At 51.4% G+C, this 19,990-nt stretch carries 12 protein-coding genes; 6 read left to right on the top strand and 6 right to left on the bottom strand.

The features are described 5' to 3' along the window. Window positions 1-54: 54 nt before the first annotated feature. Genes ygfK through ssnA form a run of 3 tightly spaced genes read right to left on the bottom strand, consistent with a single transcriptional unit; the run spans window position 55 to window position 5,862 of the window. The gene (ygfK, locus tag BQ7367_RS07780; protein WP_072524923.1) at window positions 55-3,051 is read right to left on the bottom strand and encodes a putative selenate reductase subunit YgfK; all 2,997 of its coding nucleotides are present in this window, start codon (window positions 3,049-3,051) and stop codon (window positions 55-57) included. A 28-nt stretch (window positions 3,052-3,079) separates the two neighbouring features. Next, window positions 3,080-4,513 (bottom strand): uracil-xanthine permease family protein, encoded by a 1,434-nt coding sequence (locus BQ7367_RS07775; protein WP_072524922.1) that lies wholly within the window; start codon window positions 4,511-4,513, stop codon window positions 3,080-3,082. 14 nt (window positions 4,514-4,527) lie between these two features. Next, on the bottom strand, window positions 4,528-5,862 hold the full coding sequence (gene ssnA / locus BQ7367_RS07770) for a putative aminohydrolase SsnA (RefSeq protein WP_072524921.1): 1,335 nt from the start codon (window positions 5,860-5,862) through the stop codon (window positions 4,528-4,530). 275 nt (window positions 5,863-6,137) lie between these two features. Here ssnA and BQ7367_RS07765 point away from each other — a divergent pair, with 275 nt between their 5' ends. From BQ7367_RS07765 to arcC, 6 genes are all read left to right on the top strand, one after another. Beyond that, entirely contained in the window at window positions 6,138-6,785 is a 648-nt protein-coding gene (locus BQ7367_RS07765) for a helix-turn-helix transcriptional regulator (protein WP_072524920.1), read from the top strand. Between the two features lie 47 nt (window positions 6,786-6,832). Beyond that, complete coding sequence (gene dpaL / locus BQ7367_RS07760) at window positions 6,833-8,038, top strand: diaminopropionate ammonia-lyase (RefSeq protein ID WP_072524919.1); 1,206 nt, start codon at window positions 6,833-6,835, stop codon at window positions 8,036-8,038. Between the two features lie 92 nt (window positions 8,039-8,130). Continuing rightward, window positions 8,131-9,441, top strand: a complete 1,311-nt coding sequence (locus tag BQ7367_RS07755) for a YgeY family selenium metabolism-linked hydrolase (protein ID WP_072524918.1) — start codon at window positions 8,131-8,133, stop codon at window positions 9,439-9,441. 48 nt (window positions 9,442-9,489) lie between these two features. Continuing rightward, on the top strand, window positions 9,490-10,683 hold the full coding sequence (gene ygeW, locus BQ7367_RS07750; protein ID WP_072524917.1) for a knotted carbamoyltransferase YgeW: 1,194 nt from the start codon (window positions 9,490-9,492) through the stop codon (window positions 10,681-10,683). Between the two features lie 62 nt (window positions 10,684-10,745). Next, on the top strand, window positions 10,746-11,129 hold the full coding sequence (locus BQ7367_RS07745; protein WP_072524916.1) for a RidA family protein: 384 nt from the start codon (window positions 10,746-10,748) through the stop codon (window positions 11,127-11,129). Between the two features lie 19 nt (window positions 11,130-11,148). After that, on the top strand, window positions 11,149-12,093 hold the full coding sequence (gene arcC, locus BQ7367_RS07740; RefSeq protein WP_072524915.1) for a carbamate kinase: 945 nt from the start codon (window positions 11,149-11,151) through the stop codon (window positions 12,091-12,093). 84 nt (window positions 12,094-12,177) lie between these two features. Here the strand turns inward: arcC and BQ7367_RS07735 are convergent, their stop codons facing one another. The 3 genes from BQ7367_RS07735 to BQ7367_RS07725 all read right to left on the bottom strand — a co-directional run bounded on the left by BQ7367_RS07735 (window position 12,178) and on the right by BQ7367_RS07725 (window position 19,886). Next, window positions 12,178-13,257: a HigA family addiction module antitoxin gene (locus tag BQ7367_RS07735; RefSeq protein ID WP_072524914.1), complete on the bottom strand. Its 1,080-nt coding sequence runs from the start codon at window positions 13,255-13,257 to the stop codon at window positions 12,178-12,180. Beyond that, the gene (locus BQ7367_RS07730; RefSeq protein ID WP_072524913.1) at window positions 13,254-13,481 is read right to left on the bottom strand and encodes a hypothetical protein; all 228 of its coding nucleotides are present in this window, start codon (window positions 13,479-13,481) and stop codon (window positions 13,254-13,256) included. Before BQ7367_RS07730 ends, BQ7367_RS07735 begins: the two co-directional genes overlap by 4 nt. Window positions 13,482-13,673: 192 nt before the next feature. Then, window positions 13,674-19,886: a PKD domain-containing protein gene (locus BQ7367_RS07725; RefSeq protein WP_072524912.1), complete on the bottom strand. Its 6,213-nt coding sequence runs from the start codon at window positions 19,884-19,886 to the stop codon at window positions 13,674-13,676. Window positions 19,887-19,990: the final 104 nt, after the last annotated feature.

Raw genomic sequence — 19,990 nt, 5'->3', positions numbered from 1 at the left:
AGCCCGTTTTGGCCGTTATAAGGCCAAAACGGTACGTATTTACTGGTTTCCCTGTTACTGTCTTAAAAGATAGCCATAGTCCTCTATGACAGTCTCCATCAGTCTTAACAGTCCTTCAGGTATCCGTGTCTCTTCGCCTTTTGTCCACACAGAAGTCTCGCCGAAGAACCGGACTTTACACTTCACCGCTTTGCGGTCAAGCACGACAAATCCCTGATTTTTGCTGTCTTCCATATCTTTCTCATCGGCAAACAGAGTAAATTTGTCCAGGTACGGAGCGCTGTCATAAGGACAGAAGCTCCTGCAGTTTCCACATTCATTGCACAGATAATCTACATGAATGATCTGATGCTTCTCCATGCCCGGCACACGGATCGATATATTTGCCCTGTTCGGACAGACTTCCACACAGTTCTCACAGATACCGGAGCATCCAAGACATCGTCCGCTCTCTTCTTTTCCTTCTTCAAGGTCGGCCAGTCTGCCTTTTCTGCTATAGAGGACCGTTTCCTCCGTAACTGCCTCGTGATCCTTCACCAGTGTGCCTTCTGCCACAGCCTCTGCGGCTTTCAGCCCGTCACGGATCGCCTCTACCACTGTAGCAGGTCCTCCAAGCCCGTCGCCCGCCACATAGACACCCGCCAGATTTGTCTCGCAGGTCTCCTCATTTACAATGACACGGCCTCTGTCATTTACATGGATCCCGTTTTTCTGATAAAACGCGGTAGGTACTTTTTCGCCTACTGCCGCGATCACTGTATCTGCCGGAATCTCCTTCTCTTCATCCGTCTCCACAACACTCCTTCTGCCGGAAGCATCCGTATCACCAAGTTTCATCACTTTACAGAGCAGCTTTCCATTTTCCAGCTTCAATGGTGCCAGAAGTTCCATGAATTCCACGCCGTCCTCCATGGCCATCTCAAGCTCTTCCTCATCCGCCGGCATGTATCTCCTTGTTCTCCTGTATACAAGATAAACATGCTCCACGCCCTTTGTGCGCTTTGCGGCTCTGGCAGTATCCATCGCCGTGTTTCCTCCGCCGATGATAGCCACCTGTTTCCCAATATCGAGATTCCCGTCCGTCTTCTTGTAATCTTCCAGGAATTCCAGGGCATTGACTGTTTTCCCTTCTTCCAGCCGAAGGACGCCCGGCTCAGACGCTCCTACCGCCAGGATCACCGCGGTATATCCCGCGTTCTTCAACATCGAAATATCCGTGATCTCAGAGTTCAGGAAAATATTCACTCCCATCTTCTCAAGCAGAGCCGCATCCTTGTCAATGGCATCTGACGGGATCCTGAATTCCGGGATTACCTGGCGCACCACTCCGCCCAGAGCGCTGCTTTTCTCAAAAAGTGTCACTTCCATACCTGCTCTCCTGAGAAAATATGCCGCAGCCATACCCGCAGGCCCGCCTCCGATCACCGCGGCCTTTCCAGGCTTTGTCACAGCAGGCGCTTGGATCTTCTGAAGCAGGGCGTCATAGCCTTTCTCTGCCGCGATCAGCTTCATGCCACGGATATAAACAGATTCTTCATAGAAATTACGGGTGCATTTACTCATACACGGATGTGCGCAGATGGTCCCCGTGATAAATGGGAGCGGGTTCTTCTCTGTGATCACCCTCAGCGCTTCCTCATATTTTTCTTCTTTTACAAGCTGCAGATAGGCCGGGATATCCTGATGGATCGGACAGCCTTCCCTGCAGGGAGCGGTAAAGCAGTCCAGCAGCGGGACCTGCTTTTTCATCTTTCTTGAAGGCAGCGGTTTCAATGCCTTTACATGGTACGGGCTGACCCTGGCTTCTTCCGCCAGCTTCGCCGTGGCATCTGCGCTGACCCCCGTAAACACAGCATTCTCTTTCTCCAGAAGCGCGGCCATCTGAGACATTCTGTCATAACCGCCGGGCTTTAACAGCGTCGTCGCCACTGTGACCGGCCAGATACCTGCCTCTACGATCTCTTTGATGTTATGGAAATCCGCTCCTCCTGAATAGGAGATCCGCAGCTTCCCGTCAAACTCTCTCGCCAGTTTCGCGGCCAGAGAAATGGACAGAGGATAAAGAGATTTCCCCGACATGTACATCTCCTCGCTGGGAAGTTCATTCTGCTTCACATCCACAGGGAACGTATTGGTGATCTTTACGCCAAATTCCAGCCCCCGCTCTGAGCAGACCTTCATCAGTCTGTTCAGCATAGGAACCGCGTCTTCCCACTGAAGGTCGTCTTTAAAATGGAAATCTCCGAACGCTACATAGTCATACCCCATGTCGTCCATCGTCTTTCTGGCAAACTCATAGCCAAGAAGCGTGGGATTGCATTTAATAAAGGTATGGAATCCCTTCTCCTCTATCAGATACATCGCGATCTTCTCGATCTCCTGCGGCGGACATCCATGCAGAGTGGATATGGTCACAGAGTTACAGATATCTCCGGAAATGTTATCGATATCTTCCTTTGTCACCTTTTCAAACATGTCTGCGTGTTTCAGAAGATACGACTTGCAGGACTGGAATACTTCTGAGTCCTGCGCCCGCTTCATCGTATTCAGAAAATGATCGATCTTCTCAGATTTTATCCCGGCCAGATCATATCCTACACTGATGTTAAACTGAAATCCGTCCATGCTGCCAAGGCCGAACTCTTTGGCAGCGATCTTGCACAAAAACCATGCCTTGATATACTCTTCCATGGCCTCCGGCACATACAGTTCTGTGGACCACTCGCAGTTATAGCACTCATCATCCGCTTTAATACATGGCTTGTTCACACACGCGGAAAGCTCTTCGCCGTCCATGATCTGCACTGTCTTAAGCTCAAAGAAACGGCTGCCCGTATAATATGCCGCCACAATGTTCTGCGCCAGCTGTGTATGCGGTCCCGCGGCCGGTCCCACAGGAGTCTCCAGGGGCCGCTCAAAGATGTTTCTTACAAATCTGGCATCCGCGTGATAAGGGTGATGCGCTCCAAACACGGTGCCGCTCTTTTTATATTCTGTCAGTGTCCAGTCCAGCAGCTGGGCAAAAGACATTGGTCTCATAATATCACTCATTGTTTTTACCTCCTGTTATAAGGTTGTATCAGGCCTCCGCCTCCGGTTTGTCCTTGGGCAGGATCAGGTTCAGGATCACCGCGAAGATCGTGGCCAGCACTACCGGTGATGACGCGAATGTATTGTTGATGATGGACTGGAAGCTCTCCAGACTCATGCTCATATCCAGAGCGCTGTGGATGCTCTGCGTCATCTGATTCAGGCATCCGTCATTTAAATACACACCCATCCCGATGGCAATAGAAAGTCCCGCGACCGTCGTATTGCGGTACGTCAGTTTCTCTGTTACAAACAGCTTGATCCCTGTCATCGCGATGGAGGCGAATACCGATGCCACGGCGCCGCCCAGCACACACTGAGGTATCGTACGGAGCAGGGCGGAAAACTTCGGGATCAGGCCCGCGATCAGCAGGAGTACCGCCGCCGCAGAAAAGACTTTTCTGCTCACGACCCTTGTAGAGCCGACGATTCCTACGTTCTGGCTGTATGTCGCGGTGGGCGGGCATCCGAAAACCGCGCCCACGATATTGCTCACCCCATATCCGATGATTCCTCCATTAAGTTCGGCGTTGGTGGGCAGCCTGTCCATGCCGCCGGTAGTCGTAGCGGAAAAATCACCCATCGCCTGGATCGAATTCACAAGGAATAATATCCCAAGCGGAATAATGGCCGAGATATCGAATTTTATTCCAAACTCCAGGGGCATGGGCACCTGGAACCATCCGGCGCTTGCAAGAGCAGAAAAGTCCACCATTCCAAAGAACAGCGCTACTACGTATCCACAGATCAGCCCGATCAGGATAGATGCCAGTTTGAACAGGCCCTTCCCATAATGATTCAGAAGGACAACGATCCCCAGTGTGATAAACGCCACCAGCCAGTTCTGCCAGGAACCATAGACAAGGGCTTCTGTCTTTCCCTGCTGCTCTACGATCACTTCATATGTATTAGAAGAATTTCCTGCCATATAGTTGATCGCCGTCGTATAAAGGGAAAGACCGATAGCGAAGATCACTGTCCCGATCACCAGAGGTGGAAATGCCTTTCTGATCTGCCTGATAAAAAGTCCTACAATGATCGCTATGACACCGCCTACGACTATGGCGCCGAAAATTGTATTGACATCCTTTGCCTGTGCCGCGATGGCTGTCATCGTTGGCACATAGGCAAAACTCACTCCGATAATGACCGGAAGTCCCGACCCGAGTCTGATCTTGCTCCCATACAGCTGCAGCAAAGTGGAGAGCGCCGCGAACACAAGAGATACCTGGATCAGCAGCCCCATATTTACATTTCCTCCCGCGTTGTTCGCGGCGTTCGCTACAAGGATCGCCGGCGTAACACATCCGACGACCGCGGCAAGCACATGCTGCGCGGCAAGAGGAAGGATCTGTCCCACAGATGGGTTGCCATCCCATTTAAATAATTCTGAATTATCCCGTTTCTGTTTTCTGTCACTCATCTCTTTCTTCCTTTCTATTTGCTGTTGATCCGACCGGCCAGCTCTGCCGCCGCCTGTCTGCAGTCCGCCATGATCTTTTCCGCGTCAAGATCTGCGAGTTCCCTGTCCTTCATCAGAACTTTTCCGTCCGCTACCGTCGTGACCACATCATGTCCCGTAACACCGAACACCAGATGGCTGTTAATGTTCCCGGCATTCATCGGAGTCAGAGGATTGTAGTCTACAACAATCACGTCTCCTGCCGCCCCCTCTTTTAAAACGCCAAGCTCAGGCTTAAAATATCTTGCCGCGATCTTCGCGTTGTTCTCAAACAGCATCTGCGGCACTTCTGCCCATGCTGCGTTGGGATCACAAAGATGATGCTTGTGCAGTACATTTGCCACCTTGTAGGATTCCATCATGTCATGGGTATATCCGTCTGTCCCCAGCCCGGTCAGGATCCCCCTGTGTACCAGCTCCATTGTGGGCGGGCATCCGCAGGCATTGCCCATATTCGACTCCGGATTATGTACGACCATAGTATCTGTTTCCCTGATCAGATCCATTTCATGCGGATTAATATAAATGCAGTGCCCCAGTAAAGTCTTTTCTCCCAGAACCCCATGATCCATCAGACGGTCCACGATCCGTTTCCCGTAATGCTTCAGACAATGGTGAAGATCTTCGATCCCCTCGGCCACATGGATATGATATCCCACCTCATCCGGTTTGTTTGAAGCCGCCAGATCAAAGGTCTCATCCGAGATCGTAAACTGCGCGTGCATTCCCATCATTCCGGCGATCATCCCGCTGTCGTCCTTCAGAGCATGCCGGATAAATTCCGCGTTCTCCATCACGGATGCCCTGGCCTTATCCATGCCGTCTCTGTCAGAAATCTCATAACACAGGCAGGACCGTACTCCTGTCTCTTTCGCAGCCCTTTCGATCTCAAACAGGGACCCGCCTACAGACCCGAAACTGGCATGATGGTCAAAAATCGTTGTGACTCCGTTTCGAATGCAGTCAATGTAAGTCGCCATAGCGCTCAGATAGGTGTCATGAAGCGTAAGATTCCGGTCAATGGTCCACCACATCCCATCCAGGATATCCAGAAAGCCTTTCGGATCATACCCCTCTATGGAGAGCCCTCTGGCAAACGAACTGTAGATATGTTCATGTGTATTGATAAAGGCCGGCATGATCAGTCCGCCTCCGGCGTCAATATGCTCTGCGTCAGGATACGCCTCTCGGATCTCCTGTGAAGTGCCGACCCGGACGATCGTCCTGCCGTCAATGGCCACCGCGCCGTCTTCAATAAAAGGACAGGCCTTGTCTCTTGTGATCACTTTTCCGTTGTCTAAAACAAGCATACATCTTTCTCCTTTTTTATTGATATTACACACACCGGCATTTGTATCTTCTCTCCATATCCTGTGCATTTCGCATACAAATACCTTTTACTTTTTATAGAATACCATTAAAAATGTATAAATGCAAGACAAATCCTAAATAATTTTTAGATTACCTAAAAAATTTTTAGAAAAACTATTGACTCTGCATTTTTTTATGCTATGATGAGTTTAAAGACACACATCAAAACAACTTCTTCTCTCTGACATTATTTCGAAAAAGGGCAGGTGAAAACATGAACCACAAGCTTGATTTTTTAAAGCAGCTTGCGCATGGTCTTGCCGCTCAGTTCGGCAGTTCCTGTGAAGTAGTGATCCACGATCTGACACGGCAGGATCTGGAGCAGTCCATCGTCTATATCGAAAATGGCCATGTATCCAACCGCCATACCGGCGACGGGCCTTCCGGTATTGTACTGGAGACCCTCCGGTCTGACCCGGGAAAGATCCACGACCGTCTCTGCTACCTTACCAGGACAGATGACGGCAGGATCCTGAAATCCAGTACACTTTACATCCGGGATGACAAAGGCAGGATCGTTTATATCTTTTCTATCAATTATGATATCACGACTCTTGTCGCCGCGGAGAACTCCATCCGTGCCCTGGTAGAGACGGATCCTCAGACACATTCTGATGCGAAGAGCTCTGACTCTCCCCAGAAGATCACCCACAATGTGACGGAACTCCTGGATCTTCTCATCGAACAGGCTGTAGACAGAGTCGGAAAACCCGTGGCTCTCATGAATAAAGACGATAAGATCGCCGTGGTACAGTATCTGAATAATGCCGGGGCGTTCCTGATCACCAAGTCCGGAGACAAAATCTCCTCCCTGCTTGGAATTTCAAAATTCACATTATACAGTTACATGGACAAACACTGAACATGGGTATATGTCCGTCTGAAAATCAATCTAAAGGAGGTTCCACAATGGAAGCGATCAAATGGGCAGTAAACAAAATGCCAAAAACCGACGATGCCAATCTGAAGGTCATGGGGCTTGACGAGGTACAAAAAGCACGCGCTTTCCACGAAAGCTTTCCCCAGTACACCGTCACTCCTCTTGTGAAACTTGACCATATGGCGGCTCATCTCGGGCTGAAAGAAGTATACATAAAGGATGAGTCCTACCGTTTCGGACTGAACGCGTTTAAAGTGCTGGGAGGGTCCTTCGCCATGGCGCGCTATATCGCGAAACAGACCGGAAAGGATGTTTCCGAGCTTCCCTACAACGTACTTACATCCGAAGCGCTGAAAGAAGAATTCGGCCAGGCCACATTCTTTACCGCGACGGACGGAAATCATGGCCGCGGGGTGGCGTGGGCCGCGAATAAACTGGGACAGAAGGCTGTCGTCCTCATGCCCAAAGGGTCCACACAGACAAGGCTGAACAACATTCTGGCTGAAGGGGCCCAGGCGACCATTGAAGAGTACAATTATGACGAGTGTGTGCGCATGGCAAACGCCATGGCCGAAAAGACAGAGAACGGTGTCATGGTACAGGATACCGCCTGGGACGGATATGAAGAGATCCCGTCCTGGATCATGCAGGGCTACGGCACCATGGCTATGGAGGCAGATGAACAGCTGCACGGCTACGGCTGCGATCGCCCGACCCACGTCTTCATCCAGGCCGGCGTCGGATCTCTGGCCGGAGCAGTTCAGGGATATTTCGCGAACCGTTATCCCGACAATCCTCCGAAAGTGATCGTTGTAGAAGCCGAGGCAGCTGCCTGTCTGTACAAAGGAGCTTCCGCAGGCGATGGAGACATCCGTATCGTAGACGGAGATATGGTAACCATCATGGCGGGACTCGCGTGTGGAGAACCGAACACGATCTCCTGGGATATCCTGAAAAACCACGTAGATACCTTTACCGCAGCGCCTGACTGGGTAGCAGCCCGGGGAATGCGCATGCTGGCCGCCCCCATCAAAGGAGATCAGCCTGTCACCTCCGGAGAATCCGGCGCGGCTCCCTTCGGAGTGCTCTCATGTATCATGACAATGGAGGAATACAGACCGCTGCGGGATCACCTGGGGCTGGATGAAAACTCCAGAGTTCTCCTCTTCTCCACAGAAGGGGACACAGACCCAGAGCGTTATGAGTCCATCGTCTGGGGCGGAAACGAGAAATAAATGTAAAACGAAAGTAACAAATCAATTCAATACATTCCGGCCGCGCGGCAATCCATAAGGCTGCGGCCGCCGGGGAAAAGGAGAGAAAGATTATGGATTTCAACAAAATCAAAGAAGCTGCTCAAAACTATCAGACAGACATGACCGCCTTCCTGCGCGCCATCGTCAGAAATCCGGGCGAAAGCTGCGATGAGAAGGCCCACATCGACACCATCGCCGCTGAGATGAAGAAGCTGGACTTCGACGAAGTGGTCATCGATCCCCAGGGAAATGTCATCGGCTATATGGGGACCGGCGACAAGATCATCGCTTTTGACGCGCACATCGACACCGTCGGCATCGGCAATATCGACAACTGGACCTTCGATCCCTATGAAGGCTATGAAAATGACACCGAGATCGGCGGGCGCGGCGTATCCGACCAGTGCGGCGGCCTCGTATCCGCTGTATACGGAGCAAAGATCATGAAAGACATGGATCTGATCCCGGACGGGTATAAGATCATGGTCGTAGGAACAGTTCAGGAGGAAGACTGCGACGGTCTCTGCTGGCAGTACATTATCAATGAAGACAAGATCCGGCCGGAATTTGTCGTGTCCACAGAACCTACAGACGGCGGGATCTACCGCGGACAGAGAGGTCGTATGGAGATCCGCATCGACGTCAAAGGAGTCTCCTGCCACGGCTCCGCTCCGGAGCGGGGTGACAATGCCATCTACAAGATGGCCGATATCCTCCAGGACGTACGTGCCCTTAATGAAAATGATGACGAAGACGCCACCGAGATCAAGGGCCTTGTGAAAATGCTGAACCCGAAATACAACCCCGACTGGGAAGAGGCCCGTTTCCTTGGCCGGGGCACCGTCACTGTATCCCAGATCTTCTATACATCACCCAGCCGCTGCGCGGTGGCGGACTCCTGCGCGGTATCCCTTGACCGCCGCATGACATTCGGCGAGACATGGGAGAGCTGCCTGGATGAGATCCGAGCGCTGCCCAGTGTCAAGAAATACGGAGACGACGTAGTCGTATCCATGTACAACTACGACCGTCCGTCCTATACAGGATGTGTTTATGAGATCGAGTGCTACTTCCCCACCTGGGCGATCCCGAAGGATCACAAGGTCACGAAGGCGCTGGAGAAAGCATATACCTCCCTTTACGGTGACAAGAGGATCGGCGCTCCCGAGACTCTGGAAATGCGCCAGAGCCGTCCGCTGACAGACAAGTGGACCTTCTCCACAAACGGAGTCTCTATCATGGGAAGAAACGGCATCCCCTGCATCGGATTCGGTCCGGGAGCCGAGGCTCAGGCACATGCTCCCAACGAGAAAACATGGAAACAGGATCTGGTAACCTGCGCAGCTGTGTACGCGGCGCTTCCGGAAACTTACTGTGAATAAATTTGCGTTTCAAAATCTTTTCAATAATATTAAGGAGGATCAACAAATATGAAAACATTGCAGGACTATATTGACAAGCTGAATAAACTGAATTTCAAGGACATGTACAATGGAGACTTTTTCCTGACATGGGAGAAGACAGACGATGAGCTGGAGGCGGTATTTACCGTTGCCGACGCTCTGCGCTACATGCGGGAGAACAATATTTCCACTAAGGTGTTTGAGAGCGGCCTGGGCATCTCCCTCTTCCGTGACAACTCCACCAGAACACGTTTCTCTTTCGCTTCCGCCTGCAACCTGCTGGGGCTTGAAGTACAGGATCTGGATGAGGGAAAATCCCAGGTAGCCCACGGAGAGACTGTGCGCGAGACAGCCAACATGATCTCTTTCATGGCAGATGTCATCGGTATCCGTGATGATATGTACATCGGCAAGGGAAACAAATATATGCATGAAGTCGTTGACGCTGTGACACAGGGAAACAAAGACGGCATCCTGGAACAGAAACCTACCCTTGTCAATCTGCAGTGCGACATCGACCACCCTACACAGGCCATGGCGGATATGCTCCACATCATCCATGAGTTCGGCGGCGTCGAGAATCTGAAAGGCAAGAAGATCGCCATGACATGGGCTTACTCTCCGTCCTACGGCAAACCGCTCTCCGTTCCCCAGGGGATCATCGGCCTGATGTCCCGCTTCGGAATGGACGTCGTCCTGGCTCACCCGGAAGGATATGAAGTTTTCCCGGAGGTCGAGGCCGTAGCTGCCGAAAACGCGAAGAAATCCGGCGGCACCTTCACAAAGACAAACAGCATGGCAGAAGCATTCAAGGACGCGGACATCGTATATCCGAAGAGCTGGGCTCCCTTCGCCGCCATGGAGAAACGTACCGAGCTGTACGGAAACGGCGACACCGAAGGCATCCAGGCGCTGGAGAAAGAACTGCTGGCACAGAACGCACAGCACAAAGACTGGGCTTGTACAGAAGAACTGATGAAAACTACCAGAAATGGAAAGGCACTCTACATGCACTGCCTGCCGGCGGACATCACAGGCGTAAGCTGTGAGACCGGAGAGGTGGACGCCAGCGTATTCGACCGCTACAGAACTCCGCTGTACAAAGAGGCAAGCTATAAGCCGTACATCATCGCAGCCATGATCTTCCTGGCAAAATTCGCGGATCCAGCCGATATCCTGAAAAAGCTGGAAGAGAAAGCAGCGCCGAGGATCTTCAAATAAAAAATCTGAAAACAACCCGCCGATCATTCGGCCAGACAAAAACATCAAGGAGGCATCACATCATGTTAAAATATGTAGAAACAAAAAACGCGCCGGCAGCTATCGGACCTTACTCCCAGGGGATCATTTACAACGGGATCGCCTTTTTCTCGGGCCAGATCCCGCTCTCTCCGGAGACCGGCGAAGTAGTAGGCAGTGACATCACAGAGCAGGCTGAGCAGGTCATGAAAAATGTCCGGGCTCTCCTGGAAAGCCAGGGCGCTTCCTTCGCGGACGTCGTGAAAACCACCTGTTTCCTCGCTGATATGGGGGATTTCGCGGCCTTCAACGAAGTGTACGCCAGATATTTTACAGGGAATCCGGCCCGCTCCTGCGTGGCTGTAAAAGCCCTCCCCAAGGGCGTACTCTGCGAAGTGGAGACCATCGCCGCCGTGAAAGAGGCTTAAACGCACAGGAGGCAGGTTTATGGAAAAGAAAAAACGTATCGTCATTGCCCTGGGCGGGAACGCCCTCGGCAATACTCTGCCGGAACAGATGAAGGCTGTAAAGATCACTTCCCGGGCTATCGTGGATCTCATCCAGGAAGGCTGCGAAGTGGTAGTGGCCCACGGGAACGGTCCGCAGGTAGGCATGGTAAACAATGCCATGATCGCCCTCACCCACGAGGATCCACAGCAGCCCAATACCCCGCTCTCTGTATGCGTGGCCATGAGCCAGGCCTACATCGGCTATGACCTGCAGAACGCTCTGAGGGAAGAGCTGCTGAACCGGGGCATCACGGATATTCCTGTCGCCACGATGATCACCCAGGTCCGGGTGGACGCGGATGATCCGGCGTTTGACCATCCCTCCAAACCGATCGGACGGTTCCTGACAAAAGAACAGGCCGACGTGATGGCCGAGAAATATGACTACATCATGAAAGAAGACGCAGGCCGCGGCTACCGCCGTGTCGTCGCGTCCCCGAAGCCGCAGGAGATCGTCGAGATCGGCACCATCCGCACGATGGTAAATTCCGGCGATCTGGTCATCGCCTGTGGAGGAGGCGGCATCCCGGTCACAAGACAGGGGAACCACTTAAAAGGCGCCAGCGCCGTAATCGACAAAGATTTCGCAAGCTGCCTTCTGGCGAAAGAGCTGGACGCGGATTTCCTGATCATCCTGACGGCTGTAGAAAAGGCCGCCATAAACTACGGGAAGCCGGATGAAAAATGGCTGGACGACATTACCGTCGACGAGGCGAAGCAGTACATAGAAGAAGGACATTTCGCCCCCGGCTCCATGCTCCCGAAAGTGCAGGCCGCGGTAGAATTTGCCGAGTCCAAACCCGGCAGACAGGCCCTGATCACCCTGCTGGAAAAAGCCAAGGACGGCATCCTCGGGAAGACCGGGACAAGGATCCATCTTTAGGAAAATAAATAACTGCTAAAATACCCCCTTGAAAGACTGCGGATCCAGCTCTTTCGAGGGGGTATTTTTATGATCACTAAACTATCAGATCACTGTCTGAACCTTATACTTATGTCTGAGGGATTTCATCCTCCAATCGTCATAGCTGACAATTTCCTCCTTCTGCAATCTCCCCAAAACAATCCCCGGATCACGGTTGATCTGATCAGCAAAAAGGCGAATTGCCTGAAGATCAAATTGACCTTTTTCTCTGAACTCTTTATACAGTTTTTCAGGAATTAAAGAGTCTTCGGCATATTTGTTTGCGAGTTCTTCCTGCTCTCCGGTCTCTTTCTCAAAAGAGATTCCATAGTCGCCGTTAATAATATGTCCGATTTCATGGAAAAGAGTAAACCAAAAAGAATCAGCATTCAATCTTCGATCATTTACCATCAACATAATGTTGTCTCCGATCTTTTTCGTGGCACCATTAATCTTTGACCCCGTGAGATTCGGCAGAATAATAAATATCACACCTGCATTCAAAAAAGCCTTATATAACAGAGGATAAAACTTATCATGATCTTTTGTTAAAGTCAGTGCATATCTTGCTGCATCCTCAAATTTATGCCTGTTAAACTTGGGTGCATCCACTTTTAAAGCTTTGTTTGTCGCAATCTGAACCATTGTATTCGCCTTGATTATATTAGCCTCCGTCAATTCTTTTGCAGAACTTCTGAAGCTGACGGCCATATCCTTTTTTGTGAATACTTTCAGTGTCGACACATTTAAAAAATTTCTTATCTCTTTAATCTGCTCATCTGTTTTTCTGGGAAGATCCGGCAGACCAAAGTTATCCCTGAAATATCTGTAATCCAGACTTTTAAAAACCTTACGCTCAATTTCGAGTTCCTCATCTGATTTAAACTCCGTGATCAGTGCATCGTACGAATTTTGTAAATTAAGCCAATACATTACGCTCGTTCCAAGCATTCGGGAAAGTTTCAAAGCAATATCAACTGACAGGTTCTGTTCGCCCCTGATCAAAAGGCTAAGATTCTTAGGTGTTGTATCCAGCCTTTTAGCAAAATCCTCCTGTGTCAGCCCACTTTCATCTACTATTTCCTTGAGATAATAACCCGGATGAAATGCAACAGTGCCGTGATATTCAACATAGTTACTCATAATGTTTGCTTACCTCCGAAATTTCTTCCCTTTTTATTTGCTAATTTATGAAAATGAAATGACGGCTGAACAATAATATCTTTCAGATTATAAGCATTTTCAAGAGCATTGATACGGCCTAACAAACTTATTGATAAGCCGGCATCTCCATGAAACAGTTTCCTGGCCGCTTTTATATTTGTACATTGTCTTTTGAGTTTCTCAGACGAGTATATCAGTTCCAAACCGCCCCTCCCAATATATAAATTACCTTTCAGGTAATTTAATCATATCGTTTCTTTTAACAAATGTCAATAATGATCCTACTTTCAATGACCTACTAAAAAGCATTATCAAAGGAGCCATTGCTCCATAGATGATTCTTCATCCATTTTGCAATAGCTCCTTTCATGAAATTATGTTATCGTGTATGTTTTTTATTTTTCTTTCCGCGCGTATCTTTTACAGGCGAAAGTGCCGGCCATTGTACCCGCTGCCGCAATGCACAGGATAAGCCAGAGCAGCATACTGCTGTTGTCCCCGGTCGGCGGAGTATCAGTCGGCGAAGTTCCTGCGGGCTCAGAAACTTGTCCCCCTGCCGTGATGACCACTGGCGCGCTTTCAGATTCCGCAGATTCCTCCACGCCATCGCCTGCTTTTACCCTGACCGTATAGCTTCCGCTTTCAGATACAGTTAATGTCGCTCCGACTGCTCCCTCAATCGGTGTCCCGTCCTTATACCACTGATAAGTATAAGTAACCGTACTGAGATCGTGGGATGGGACTGCCGTAAGCGTTATGCTCGCACCGCCCTGCAGCGTCGTAGTTTCAGCCTTAACTTCCACAGTCGGGGCTTTCAGGTTCCAGGCTACATACAGTTCCATTTCTGTTGTATCCGCCGGAACAGAATCCGTCTCGAAGTTCCAGGCCGCCGTCTGCCCATCCTGTCTCCAGTGTGAGAATTCGTAGCCTGCAGGCGCCGTAATTTCACTTTCGGCAGGCGCATCCGACGCATTGATCCGCGCGCCCGGACGTACATAGACGGTCTTGTATGTAGTTGTTCCATCCGCCGCCATGAAGCTCACCTTTACCAGATCAAACCATTCAAGCGTATTGTCCGATCCGGTCTCTGTCAGTATCCTGCTTTCATTTGTGGAGGCAAAAAGCGCCTCTGCTTCGGCAGCCGTCATGCTGGCGGGATAGGACACTGCCACCATTCCGTTCTTTCCGTTAAGTGCATTTACGGCGATCGGCGCCGCCGGGTTAAAGTCCTCCTTTACCGTAATGATGGGGCTCGCGTTTTCGGTGTCTATCAGGTAGACGTCACCGGAGATGGAAGGCGTGCCGCTCAGCTCCAGCCCTGCATAGGGTTCAAAGTCTCCTCCCAGGGCTATGGCCTTGCCGTCATAAGAAGACTGATTGTTCGCAATTGTGCCGCCGGAAATCCGGACCACCGTTTCCCCTTCGACATGGTATCCGAAGATCCCTGCGCCCCATCCGTTTGCCGTTACCTCATTTCCGGTGATGGAACCGCCCGTCATCTCAAAGACCGACGGAGTATTTTCGAAATTACTGTATCCCTCCAAATATACACCCGCGCCATTATGCTGCGATATATTTCCTTCAATCGAGGCGTTTTCACTGAGAATCGTCTGCGCTCCCAGCGTGGCGATGCCGCCGCCCCAGCTCGCGCTGTTTCCTTTCACGACCGCAGAGCCTCTCAGTGTTACGGTGCCTCTTCCATTCAAGATACCTCCGCCGCCATATTCCGTTACGGTGTTGCCGGAGATCTCACCGCCCGATATTTCCGTAGTACCGCAGTTATAAATGCCCGCGCCGCCATCATAAAATCCGTCTGCCGTTGGGTTTATTCTCTCATTATCCCTGATTGCGCCGCCGGCCATATAGAGATAGCTCCTGTTATTTACATATACGGCGGTTGTTTTGTTGTTGATGATCTCTGTTCCGCTTTCAATGTTCAGCGTGCCGCCGTTTGTAATGAAGACCAGATAGCTGCCATAAGAGACGGTTTCGTCCTTCCCGTCTATTGATGTATTTTTAAGCGTCATCACCGCGTTTGCTCCATCCACGGAAATAAGTACACCATCAAAACCATCCGCCCGCTCGATCTTCGCGCCGTCTACCGTGAGACCGGAATCCACCGTTACAGTCCCGCAGACGTAAATCGTGCCGTCATCGGCTGCCAGCTTCAAGGCGCGTTCCAGTGTCTGTACCGCGTTTTCGGCGTCCGTGCCATTATTGGTATCGTCGCCGGATATACCGTTTACATAAACATCCTGCAGGCGCTCTATGATAAAATTACCGCTGCCGCCTTCCTGAACCGCCTGAAGGCCCGGATAGATATCCCCGTTCTCCGGCTCTTCTGTAAATGTACCTCCGGAGATAAATCCTGTCTGTGTTTCGCTGTAAACGCTGCCCACATAATTCCCGTCGCGCAGGTTCAGTTCGATCAGGTCGGTATACTGCGTTTCATTTTGATGCGGGTTTGATTCATACACCGAGGATGCACCGGTGAGTGTGCCGCCGTAGACATTGACAACGACGGGATCTGTGGAGTTCCCGTGCTGTGCTACCGCAACAGCCGCGTTCTGCGTTGTTGTGCCGCTTCCGTTCGGAGTGGATGTAGTTTCACCGTCGCTGCCGCCGGTAATTACCGCTTCCTCGTACACGTTCAATGTGCCTTTGCGGATCTCAATACCTACACTGTCCGCCTCGACCGCCGAACCGCCATATACGTTCAGCGTGCCGGTTCCGGGGTGATAGATGCCGTGATGATCGCCTTTTACCACTGCGCCATCGTACAGGTTCATGATGCTGTTCTCTGTATCGGCTCCGTTGTTATAGACAGCCGCGCTCCCGCGGTTTTCCGTATTTATCGTGCCATAGACGTCCAGTGTCGCATTTTTCCCCAGGATGAGAACAGGGCCTTCCACTGTTACGCCCTCTGCAATGCTGATGACCGCGCCGTCAGATGTTCTTCCCGTCAGCAGCAGAGAATTTATGTTGTCGTATGTAGAAGTAATCCTGCCGCCGCCGTTTTCCGAATGATCCACAATGGTAAATGTTTTATCATAATTGACCGTGAACGCGTTGCCGGAGCTGCTCCTGCTGGTAAAGGTATACGTGTGTCCATTCAGGTCAAGCGTCAGGTTCGCTGTTGAAATGCTGCGTCCGTAACTGGCGCTGATATCCTGATACAGCGTGATCACACAGTCCGAAGTCCCGGAACCGCTGACAAGGCTCCAGGCGCTTGTGAAATCTGTGTAGCGGTAGGTGTTCCCATCAACCGCGGCAGTGGCCACGACAGCGCTGTCTGCCAGGCGTCCCTGAATGATGTTTCCGGTCTGTCCCACTGTGAAATCCTCATTCACGGGCAGGAAGAAATCATCCGCAACCGCTCCTTCGCCCGTAACAGCGACATCAGCCACCTTAAGATACATATTGCCGGAAAGCTCTGCTCCGGGAGCAATGTTCAGCGTCACCATCGGTATGGCCGCCGTTTCATTGTCAAGACCGAACCCGCTGTCTTCCGGATAGGTCAGCGTTACATCACTGAAAATCTCAAAAGAAGAATCCTGCGAGATAATGCCCAGGCGCTGGATCAGGTTATAAAGATCACCGCCCGTCAGATATCCCGTAACGTCGCCCCTGGTGGCCGACGCAGCAGCTGATGCCGGAGCTTCTTTTACAATGCTTACACTGTTGTTTTCGTCCACGCTGATGCTGCACCCTTCCGCCAGACACGCATTGCTTGTGGTAGCGTTCCAGTTTGTGAAAGTACCGCCGGAGATGGTGATATAATCGGCTACGGGAGTATTTGAGCCATTGATTACAGAAGTTGTTTCTGTTTTCCCCGGCGTTTCGAATCTGCCGCCCTCAATGGTGACATACCCGCTGTAGAAACTGGATCTCAGCCTAACGGCATATCCTTTCGCGGAGGTCAGCGTCGCGTCTTTTACCGTGAGACGCGGCGGAGCAGTATCGTTTGAATCCATATATACGGCCGCACCGGAAGTGCTTCCGCCCTCATCGTTCAGGATCACACCGCCGTCAAGGATCACACTTGCGTTTTCGTCCACATAGACCCCATAGGGGAGCGACGCGGCGCTGTTCACGATTCTGCCTTTATCCCGGGCGCTGTCTGTAATCGTGAGGCTCGTCCCCGGCATCGCTTTGATCAGTCCGTCGGACCGGATTTCCCCGCTGATCGTCCTGCCGTTCAGATCCAGGGTAATGTCCGTCCCTGTGATCTCGATTGTTTCGGCAGTCTCGATATTATCCAGCAGTCTGACGGTCCTGCCATCCGCGTCAGCGATGGCATCTGCCAGGTTTACATACTGCTGTCCGTCGATTTCCGCAACATAATGTGCTGTTACAGTATAATTTCCGTCTCCGTCCGGTTCGCCAAGAGAAGCGCCCGGGGCCAGATATGGCTCCGCACTGTCGTCGCTGAAGGTACCGCCTGTAACAGTGATCTCCCTGCCGGCGCCAGTCTCTTCCGCAAAAAGCATCTGTACAGCTTCGCCATGCTCGCTCTGGAATGTACCGCCCAGGATGTTTACTTTGATTTCACGATCCGTATAATTCCCTTCTACATAGAGCGCCGCGCCAGTATTATTTACGCCGCTTGAAACGCCCGCATCCGGGATATTTTCTGCGCCGGTGCCGCTGATTTCCGTACCGTTTTTAACGGTTACGGTTCCGCCTTTCACCGCTACGCCCATGGTTCCGGCTATTTTCGTTCCGTCAATATTCAGTGTGCTGTCCTTTGCGGGGAAGTATATTCCGACTACATTCGGCGCAGCCACAGAACCGCCCTTAAGATTAATATTGATCCCCGAGCTTTGCCCATTACAGACAATCCCGTAATCATCTGCTTCCGTTCCGTTCGCTGTCAAATCCACATTTTCTAAATTCAAGGTCACATTATTATAGATAACAAGACCGCCTATGCCCCCGTCGGCCGGTATTCCCACCTCGGCGCCGGAGCCATTTTCGGTAATCATTGTTCCGTTTTTTATGGTCAGGGAAGCGTTGTCTGCATTTACACGGATGACCGCAGTGCCGCTGCTAGTCACGGTATTCTTATTTAAGTCAAGCGTCAGGCTGTCCTCCGAGCTCAGCGAAATGCTTCCTGTATAATCATTCAATAAGACCGCCGTTTTATTTACATCGTTTTCCGCCGCCTGTGTAAAACTGCCATGGATATACTGTTTTCCGTCGCTGTGAGTGGAAAGAAATCCTCCAACCGTAATATAACCTGCAGTTTCTTCGCTGTATTCGATATACGCGGCTGTACCCAGCTCGATCTGCGTTCCGCCCTCCTCCGTGGAAACCAGCATGATGCCGTCTTCCAAGGTGATCGGCAGTGCCTTCAGACTGTTCCCGGAATGCGCATGAACAGGAACCGCCGCCGTAATCGCCGCCGTATCCGCCCCACTATTGCATATCACAATGCCTGTTTCTCCTGCAGCCAGATCACTGTCAGATGTAATCTCCAAACCGTATCCTCCCGATGCGGTGTTGGTAATGTCATATCCGTTTAAATCTATCACAGCAGTATCTGCCTGAATCTTTACACTCCCGGTGCCGACATAATCCCTGAGGAGCACGAGCGTTTCTCCGTCCTGCAATTCTGCGGCTGCTTTAACCGGAGAAGCGTAATAGACATCCCCGATCCTTGCCGCGGCGTTCTGCTCGTTTAACTGTTCTACTACCCAATGCCCGTCTACATTGGAACACGTCATTCCTGCCGGCAAATAACCGGACACATCCTGTTCAAACCAGCAGTTTAATACAAAGCCTGTGCCCACATTGCCAAACACCCTGCCGACTGTGCCGCTGTTGAGTGTCACTCCGGCGCCGGCATTGCTGGCGTATACGCTGGAAACATATACTTTACCGGCTTCTTCCTCTGTCTGCGCTGCACCGGCAGGCACTTCTCCTACAATGATCTTTGATGAAGCGGCGGCGGCCGAAATCCCGCGGATCCCGCCTTCGATCCGTCCTCCGGTCACTTCCGCAGTGCCGCCTGCGTTTACTGCCAGAACGCTCTGGACATTGCTCTGCATTTGCCGCACGGTTCCGCCCGTCATGTAAAAGAGGTCTTCGCTCGCGATACGCACGGCCGCAGTCCATCCGGTGCCTTCCAGTATCCCGCTTTCCAGTGTTACCGTATCTCCGCCGGCTGTCATCATATCGACGATATAGTCTGTTCCCGTAATTTTGCCGTTTCCGGCAGTATCCTGGATCGTAAGGTCTCCGCCGGCTATTTTCAAACTGTAGCTTCCGGTCGTCAGCGTCTTTCCGTTTAAATCCAGCACAACGTCGGTTCCGATTGTCGCATCTGCGGTCAAAGCGAAACTTTCTCCCAGAGTTACCGTTCCGCCGGCAGTCAATGCTTCAAGGAGAGTTGCCTCGTCGATCACCGGAGTTTCTGCCAGCGTTACATTCTGCGGTACCGGGTCCGCGTTCTGCACCACTGCACTCCCGCCCGGGTTTGCCGGATCCGTCGATTCATCGACTCCCTGCGCACCGCCTTCCTCTGCAGAGGCAACGCCGCTGAATAACGGCATCAGCATTCCCGCGCAGAGTATCAGCGCCAATAATTTCCTGCTTTTTCTTTTCATTCTTCTTCCTCCGTCCTTTCCATGCAGTCCGCTGCTTCCTCCCCCTGTTTTTCAACGCAAAAAAACTCTGTCTTCAGCCCATATCAGCGAAAACAGATTTCAAT

It is taken from the genome of Clostridium sp. Marseille-P3244 (assembly GCF_900120155.1).
Taxonomy (GTDB): domain Bacteria; phylum Bacillota; class Clostridia; order Lachnospirales; family Lachnospiraceae; genus Mediterraneibacter.
Note: the sequence above shows the minus strand (reverse complement) of the source record. Positions and strands in the feature narration are given on the sequence as shown.